Source organism: Mycobacterium sp. E2733, assembly GCF_001667585.1.
Lineage (GTDB): Bacteria > Actinomycetota > Actinomycetes > Mycobacteriales > Mycobacteriaceae > Mycobacterium.
In genome coordinates this window covers 1-7,365 of the sequence record NZ_LZJZ01000002.1, presented here as the reverse complement: position 1 = coordinate 7,365, position 7,365 = coordinate 1, and the positions used below count along the sequence as shown (strand labels likewise).

8 protein-coding genes are annotated in these 7,365 nt (G+C 70.5%); 5 read left to right on the top strand and 3 right to left on the bottom strand.

What is annotated here, in order from left to right; translation table 11 throughout:
- The 3 genes from infB to A5678_RS00035 form a co-directional block, all read left to right on the top strand.
- Positions 1-1,992, top strand: a 1,992-nt coding sequence (gene infB, locus A5678_RS00045; protein WP_082945313.1) for a translation initiation factor IF-2, incomplete at its 5' end; no start/stop codon positions are given.
- A 51-nt stretch (positions 1,993-2,043) separates the two neighbouring features.
- Positions 2,044-2,511, top strand: coding sequence for a 30S ribosome-binding factor RbfA (gene rbfA / locus A5678_RS00040; protein WP_068036574.1), 468 nt, complete (start codon positions 2,044-2,046; stop codon positions 2,509-2,511).
- Positions 2,486-3,490, top strand: coding sequence for a bifunctional oligoribonuclease/PAP phosphatase NrnA (locus A5678_RS00035; RefSeq protein WP_068036559.1), 1,005 nt, complete (start codon positions 2,486-2,488; stop codon positions 3,488-3,490). The genes rbfA and A5678_RS00035 overlap by 26 nt, the downstream gene beginning before the upstream one ends.
- Before the next feature lie 11 nt (positions 3,491-3,501).
- Here A5678_RS00035 and A5678_RS00030 read toward each other — a convergent pair whose 3' ends face one another.
- Both A5678_RS00030 and A5678_RS00025 read right to left on the bottom strand, forming a co-directional pair.
- Positions 3,502-4,080, bottom strand: coding sequence for a hypothetical protein (locus tag A5678_RS00030; protein ID WP_068036579.1), 579 nt, complete (start codon positions 4,078-4,080; stop codon positions 3,502-3,504).
- A 94-nt stretch (positions 4,081-4,174) separates the two neighbouring features.
- Complete coding sequence (locus A5678_RS00025) at positions 4,175-4,924, bottom strand: enoyl-CoA hydratase (RefSeq protein ID WP_068036550.1); 750 nt, start codon at positions 4,922-4,924, stop codon at positions 4,175-4,177.
- A 43-nt stretch (positions 4,925-4,967) separates the two neighbouring features.
- Between A5678_RS00025 and A5678_RS00020 the strand changes: the two genes are divergently transcribed.
- Together A5678_RS00020 and A5678_RS00015 are read left to right on the top strand one after the other, a co-directional pair.
- Positions 4,968-5,237 (top strand): DUF2277 domain-containing protein, encoded by a 270-nt coding sequence (locus A5678_RS00020; RefSeq protein ID WP_068036547.1) that lies wholly within the window; start codon positions 4,968-4,970, stop codon positions 5,235-5,237.
- The gene (locus A5678_RS00015) at positions 5,234-5,794 is read left to right on the top strand and encodes a DUF1802 family protein (protein WP_068036544.1); all 561 of its coding nucleotides are present in this window, start codon (positions 5,234-5,236) and stop codon (positions 5,792-5,794) included. Before A5678_RS00020 ends, A5678_RS00015 begins: the two co-directional genes overlap by 4 nt.
- On the opposite strand, the gene A5678_RS00010 is transcribed toward A5678_RS00015, so the two are convergent.
- A partial coding sequence (locus A5678_RS00010; protein WP_068036541.1) for a CocE/NonD family hydrolase occupies positions 5,753-7,365 on the bottom strand: 1,613 nt, incomplete at its 5' end. The two genes, A5678_RS00015 and A5678_RS00010, sit on opposite strands and share 42 nt — an antisense overlap.

The window sequence follows — 7,365 nt, the reverse complement described above, 5'->3', positions numbered from 1 at the left end:
GGCTGTCCGGGTGCGGGAGGTTTCCGCGGCCGTCCCGGTGGCGGCGGCGGCGGTCGTCCCGGTCAGCGCGGCGGCGCGGCCGGCGCGTTCGGCCGTCCCGGTGGTGCGCCCCGGCGTGGCCGCAAGTCCAAGCGGGCAAAACGCGCCGAGTACGAGAACATGCAGGCGCCGGTCGTCGGCGGCGTGCGGTTGCCGCACGGCAACGGCGAGACGATCCGGCTGGCCCGCGGCGCGTCGCTGAGCGACTTCGCCGACAAGATCAACGCCAACCCGGCCTCGCTGGTGCAGGCGCTGTTCAACCTCGGCGAGATGGTGACCGCCACCCAGTCGGTCGGCGACGAGACGCTCGAGCTGCTGGGCAGCGAGATGAACTACGTCGTCCAGGTCGTCAGCCCGGAGGACGAGGACCGCGAGCTGCTGGAATCCTTCGACCTGACCTATGGCGAGGACGAGGGCACCGAGGAAGACCTGCAGACCCGGCCGCCGGTGGTGACCGTGATGGGTCACGTCGACCACGGCAAAACCCGGCTGCTGGACACCATCCGGAACGCCAGCGTGCGCGAGGCCGAGGCCGGTGGCATCACCCAGCACATCGGTGCGTACCAGGTGTCCGTCGACCTCGACGGCACCGAGCGGCCGATCACGTTCATCGACACCCCGGGTCACGAGGCGTTCACCGCCATGCGTGCCCGCGGCGCGAAGGCCACCGACATCGCGATCCTGGTGGTCGCCGCCGACGACGGCGTGATGCCGCAGACGGTGGAGGCCATCAACCACGCGCAGGCGGCCGACGTGCCGATCGTGGTGGCGGTCAACAAGATCGACAAGGAGGGCGCCGACCCGGCCAAGATTCGCGGCCAGCTCACCGAATACGGCCTGGTGGCAGAGGATTTCGGTGGCGACACGATGTTCGTCGACATCTCCGCCAAGGAAGGCACCAATATCAAGGCGCTCGAAGAGGCGGTGCTGCTGACCGCCGACGCCGCCCTGGACCTGCGGGCCAACCCCGACATGGAGGCCCAGGGTGTGGCGATCGAGGCGCACCTTGACCGCGGCCGCGGCCCGGTCGCCACGGTGCTGGTGCAGCGCGGGACGCTGCGGGTCGGCGACTCGGTCGTGGCCGGCGACGCCTACGGTCGTGTCCGCCGCATGGTCGACGAGCACGGCGACGACGTCGAGGAGGCGCTGCCGTCGCGGCCGGTCCAGGTCATCGGGTTCACGTCGGTGCCCGGCGCCGGGGACAACTTCCTGGTCGTCGACGAGGACCGCATCGCCCGCCAGATCGCCGACCGGCGCAGCGCCCGCAAGCGCAACGCGCTGGCGGCGCGGTCGCGCAAGCGGATCAGCCTGGAGGACCTGGACTCGGCGCTGAAGGAAACCAGCCAGCTGAACCTGATCCTCAAGGGCGACAACGCCGGTACGGTCGAGGCGCTCGAGGAGGCCCTGATGGGCATCCAGGTCGACGACGAGGTGGAACTGCGCGTCATCGACCGCGGCGTCGGTGGCATCACCGAGACCAACGTCAACCTGGCGTCGGCGTCGGACGCGGTGATCATCGGCTTCAACGTGCGCGCCGAAGGGAAGGCGACGGAGCTGGCCAACCGCGAGGGCGTCGAGATCCGGTACTACTCGGTCATCTACCAGGCGATCGACGACATCGAAAAGGCCCTGCGCGGCATGCTCAAGCCGATCTACGAGGAGAAGGAGCTGGGCCGCGCCGAGATCCGCGCGATCTTCCGATCCTCGAAGGTGGGCATCATCGCCGGGTGCATGATCAGCTCCGGCGTGGTGCGACGCAACGCGAAGGCCCGCCTGTTGCGGGACAACGTCGTGGTCACCGAGAACCTCACGATCAACTCGCTGCGACGGGAGAAGGACGACGTGACCGAGGTCCGCGAGGGGTTCGAGTGCGGTATGACGCTGGGTTACTCCGACATCAAGGAAGGCGACATCATCGAGTCCTACGAGCTCGTCGAGAAAGAGCGCGCCTGAACATCGCCGACGATGCAGAACGAAGTGATGAGGAGGAGGCGGTGAATCGATATGCCTGACCCGGCCCGGGCGCGCCGATTGGCCAAACGCATCAACACGATCGTCGCCTCGGCGATCGAGTTCGAGATCAAGGATCCCGGCCTGGACGGGGTGACCGTCGTCGATACGAAGGTCACCGCCGACCTGCACGATGCGACGGTGTTCTACACGGTGATGGGCCGCACCCTGGACGAGGAGCCGGACTACGCCGCCGCGGCGGCCGCCCTGGAACGGGCCAAGGGCGCGCTGCGCACGATGGTGGGCGCGGGCACCGGCGTGCGCTTCACGCCCACGCTGACCTTCACCCGCGACACCACGTTGGACACCGTGCAGCGGATGGACGAGTTGCTCGCGCGCGCACGCGCGGCGGACGCCGATCTGGCGCGGGTTCGCTCGGGGGCCAAGCCGGCCGGGGAGGCCGATCCCTACCGGGGGCCAAGTGACGAGGACACCGGTGACGACGACCGACGCGAAGACTGAGCTCGCCCGCGCCGCGGGAGCACGCGTCGACGTCCACGGGGCGGTCGAATTGCTCTCCGGCGCCGCGACTATCGCGGTGGTCGCCCACGTCCACCCCGACGCCGACACCATCGGCGCGGGCCTGGCGCTGGCTCTGGTGTTGGACAAGTGCGGCAAGAGCGTCGAGGTGGGCTTCGCCGAGCCGGCCACGCTGCCGGATTCGCTGTCGTCGTTGCCCGGTTGTCAGCTGCTGGTCGGTGCCGACGCGATGCGGCGCGATGTCGATCTGGTTGTCACCGTTGATGTTCCGAGTGTCAAGCGGCTGGGCGCGTTGAGTGAGCTGGCAGGCCCCGGCCGGGAGCTGCTGGTGATCGACCATCACGCCTCCAACGAGCTGTTCGGGACGGCGAACTTCGTTGACGTGTCGGCGGATTCGACCACGATGATGATCGCCGACATCCTCGACGCGTGGGACAAGCCGATCGAACCGGACGTCGCGCACTGCATCTACGCCGGCCTGACGACCGACACCGGCTCGTTCCGCTGGGCCACCCCCCGCGCGCTTCGACTGGCGGCCCGTCTGGTGGAGACCGGCGTCGACAACGCCGCCATCAGCCGAACGCTGATGGACAGCCATCCCTTCACCTGGCTGCCGCTGCTGTCACGCGTGCTGGGGTCGGCGCAGCTGCTGCCCGAAGCGGTCGGTGGCCGCGGGCTGGTGTATGCCGTTGTCGGACACCAGGATTGGGTCAGCTCGCGCCCCGAGGAAGTAGAAAGCATCGTCGACATCGTGCGCACCACGCAGCAGGCCGAGGTGGCCGCGGTGTTCAAGGAGGTCGACCCGCAGCGGTGGTCGGTGTCGATGCGCGCCAAGGCCGACGTGGACCTGGCGGCGGTCGCATGCGCCTTCGGCGGGGGCGGCCACCGGCTGGCGGCCGGCTATTCGACGAGTGGCCCGATCGACGACGCGGTCGCGTCGCTGCGCGCGGCCCTGGGCTGAACGGCCCTCGGTTAGAACGCCCAGCTGCCCGCGCGTTGCAGCACGAACCCGTGGTCTCCGCTGGTGGTGTCCAGGCAGGCGACCAGGTTGTCGGCGCCGACCGCGCACGTGACGTTCAGGTAAGTCAGCTTCTGTCCCGCTCCCAGCAACTTGCCCCCCGGCGGCAGGGCGGCCGGATTGCCGTCGCACCCGCCGTAGGACATGCGGCTCAACTGGTAGCCCGGTCCCTTGAACTCCGCGGAACCCACCAGGCAATCGCCCGGGTGCGGGCGGCCGCCCAGAACGGGAACGTCGTCGATGCCGGGCATGTCGCCCTTGCACTTGATGTCCTGTGACGGCTGCGGCGCCGGCGCCGGCCCCCCATAGAAGTCACAGGCCAGGTTGTAGGGGGTGGAGAAGCTGATCCGCGGCGAGGTGCCCGGGCCGCTGTTGCTGACGTAGCCGTCCGCCGGGGCCGGTGCGAAACCGTCCAGGTTGGGAAAGCCCGCCGGCGGCTGCGCGCCCGCACGGGGCGCTGGCCCCACGATCGCGAACGCGACGGCCAGAGCGCCCGCAAGGACCCTCACGGTGACGTCGACGACCGATCGCATCACCTGATGGTAGGGGTTGCCCTCAGTTCACCCATAAACAAGCGGCGATCAAGATCGACCCAATGGCCGTGACCAGGCCTGCTGCCGGCCACGTCTAGCGGACCTGGGCCCGTCCCCGCTGCAGCACCGCCTCGCGGTTCGCGGCGATGTCGTCGCCGCTGGTCCGGAACTGGCGGGCCGCCATCGCTTCCAGCCACAGCCCCCCGCCGGTCTGCGAATCGTCGATGCGGTGATAGGACGCCAGCAGCGCGCGCACCGCGTTCTGGTTGTTGCCGACGATCGACGCCGCCACTCCGCGGGCGGCGGGCAACAGCTGGTCGTGCGGCACCACCTCGGTCACCAGCCCGGCGCGCAGCGCGTCGGTGGCGGACAGGTAGTCCCCGGTCATGCTCATCCGCCGGGCCAGGCCGACGCCGACCTTCTGCGGCAGCCGCACGCTCAGCCCCCAGGTGGGCAACAGGCCGACGCGGGCATGGGTGTCGGCGAAGCGGGCGTTCTCAGACGCGATCAGGATGTCGCAGTAGAGGGCCAGCTCCAGCCCGCCGGTCACCGCGGCGCCGTTGATCGCACCGATGACCGGTTTGCTCAGCGGTGGCCACCGCGGGGAGATGTCCGGAAGCGCCGAGGAACCGCCCAACTCTTTGAGATCCAGGCCCGCGCAGAACACCGGGTCGGCGCCGGTGACGATGACGACGTCGACCGCGTCGTCGGTTTCCGCGTCGGCCAGCGCGCCGAAGAACCGGTCGCGCAGCGCCGAAGACAGCGCGTTGCGGGACTGCGGCCGGTTGAGGGTGAGGGTGCGCACCCGCTCGTCGGTTTCGATCAGCAGGATGTCGTCGGTCATGGGATCACCGTAAAGGGTCACCGGCCGCGCCTATCGTTGAGGCATGTGCCGGAACATCACCGAGTTGCGCGGGTTGCAACCGTCGGCCACCGCGGAGGAGATCGCCGCGGCGGCGCGCCAGTATGTGCGCAAGGTCAGCGGGATCACCCGACCGTCGGCGGCGAACGTCGAGGCCTTCGAGGCGGCGGTTGCCGAGGTAACCGAGACGACGACGCGGTTGTTGGCGGCGCTGCCCCCGCGGCGTCAGCCGCCCAAGACGGTCCCGCCGTTGCGCCGGCCTGAGGTGGTCGCCCGGCTGGCCGGGGCGCAATGACGCTTACCGCGACCATGCCCGCGCTCAAGGAGTGGAGCGCCGCGGTGCATGCCCTGCTGGACGGTCGCCAGCGGGTGCTGCTGCGCAAGGGTGGCATCGGGGAGAAGCGGTTCGAACTGGCCGCCTCCGAGTTCCTGCTGTTTCCGACGGTCGCGCACAGCCACGCCCAGCGGGTGCGGCCCGAGCACCGCGATCTGCTGGACGCGGCGGCCGCCGACAGCGCCGACGATCGTCTGGTGATCCGGGCGGCCGCGAAAGTCGTTGCCGCCGTAGCGGTTAACCGGCCCGATGGCCTTGCGGCAATCGAGGACCTGCACATCTGGACCGCCGAGTCGGTGCGCGCCGACCGGCTCGATTTCCGCCCCAAGCACAAGCTGGCCGTGCTGGTGGTGTCGGTGCACCCGTTGGCCGAGCCGGTCGAAATCACCCGAACGCCCGAGTATGCCGGCTGCAAGAGCTGGGTGGACCTGCCGATGCGGGCGCAGCTGGCGCCGCCGGTATATGAGGATGCCGCGCTAGCCGAGGTCGCCGCCCGCGTCCGCCGCGCCGTTGGCTGACAGGTCGAGTGGGCCGACGGGCAGCAGCAGCCGGGAACGCCCGTAGCGCACGGTGTGAGTGGCCGGCTTGGACTGTCGGGCCGTCAAGATCGGCTCGCCGGTGCCCAGGTTGCGTGCGTAGCGGGGAAACCAGCTGCCGGCGATCAGCACGCGGATGCGTGAGCCGGCGCGGAAGCGGTGGGCGATGCCGTCGAGTTCCACGCGCACGGTCCCCTTCGACGACTTCTTGGCGGTCCGTAACCGCCGGTAGCCGTCGCTGACGTTCTTCGACCGGCCTCTGGCGTCGACCTCGCTCACCCGGACGAACAGGTCGACGTGGGGAGTGTCCGCGCCGTGCGCCAGCTCGACGACGGGGCTCCCGTAGACGCACAGGTCGTGGGTGAGGGTCAGGCTGGTGAACGCCAGCACGTCGCCGCGCGACGCGAGCCGGCTGTCGTCGCGGTATCCGCTGTTCGGCGACAGCAACGGACCGCCGGTGGTGGGTGTCGGGTCGGCGGGGTCGTAGCGGAAAGACGCCGGCGTCAGCCGCGCCAGGTCCGTCGGTGCGGTCTCCCCGAGGTGGCCGCCGGGCCGCAGGTAGAGCGCGCGCTCGGTGGTGGCGGGCGGCCAGTCGGCCACGTTGCGCCAACCCTGGCCGGTGACATACGCGCGGACCCGGCTGGGCCGGCGCCGGGCGGGTGCGCCGCCGAGGTGGGCGCCCAGCCAGTCCAGCGACTCCCGGGTGCAGGTGCTCAGCCCGGTGGTGAGCAGCTGGGTGTGCGTCCAGGGGCCCATGGTGAGCGCGACGTCGACGCCCCGGCCGCGCAGATGCGCATACTGCTGCAGCGTCTGCCTGACGAAGATGTCCTGCCAGCCGCCGAGCAGCAGCACGGGCACGTCGACGCGGTCCAGCGCGTCGCCGCAGCGGAGCGCGTCCCAGAACGGATCGGTCGGGTCGGCGTGCTCGACCCACATCTCGAACCACGGCGCGCCCCCACCCAGCAGCGCCCGGGCCGTGTCGCCCACCGGCAGCCCGAGGGCCGCCTGCGTCACCCGGCTGCGGTTCCGCAGCTGGCGCAGCGCCGACCGGGCGCGCACCGGGTCCTCCTGGTGGGCGACCATGTCGCTCCAGCCCAGGAAGTCGTTGATCGCGAACGAGCCGGTGCCCCACACCGAGGCATTGAAATCGTGCGGCCCCACGGTGACGACGGCCGCGGCCAGCTCCGGCGGGGGATCGGTCATCAGCGCCCACTGGGTGAACCCGAGGTAGGACAACCCGATGGTGGCGAAGCTGCCGGTGAACCAAGGCTGCGCGCGCAGCCAGGCCACCGTGTCGGCGCCGTCGGCGGCCTCATGGGCCATCGGTTCGAAATCCCCTCCCGACCCGAACGTGCCGCGCACGCTCTGCAGCACCACGTGGTAGCCGCGGGCCGCGTACAGCGCGCCGAACACCAGGGAGAACGGGAACCCGCGCCCGTAGGGCCCGCGTGCCAGCAGGGTGCCGGCGGCGGAGTCGGTGTTCGGCGCGTAGTGATCGGCCACCAGGTCGACCCCGTCGCGCATGGGCACCCGGACGCGTTGGATCGTGTAAT

Bases quoted from the DNA above. Each gene is read 5' to 3' on its own strand.
- rbfA (WP_068036574.1), top strand. From the start codon at position 2,044: ATGCCTGACCCGGCCCGGGCGCGCCGATTGGCCAAACGCATCAACACG.
- A5678_RS00030 (WP_068036579.1), bottom strand. From the start codon at position 4,080: ATGCGATCGGTCGTCGACGTCACCGTGAGGGTCCTTGCGGGCGCTCTG.
- A5678_RS00025 (WP_068036550.1), bottom strand. From the start codon at position 4,924: ATGACCGACGACATCCTGCTGATCGAAACCGACGAGCGGGTGCGCACC.
- A5678_RS00020 (WP_068036547.1), top strand. From the start codon at position 4,968: ATGTGCCGGAACATCACCGAGTTGCGCGGGTTGCAACCGTCGGCCACC.
- A5678_RS00015 (WP_068036544.1), top strand. From the start codon at position 5,234: ATGACGCTTACCGCGACCATGCCCGCGCTCAAGGAGTGGAGCGCCGCG.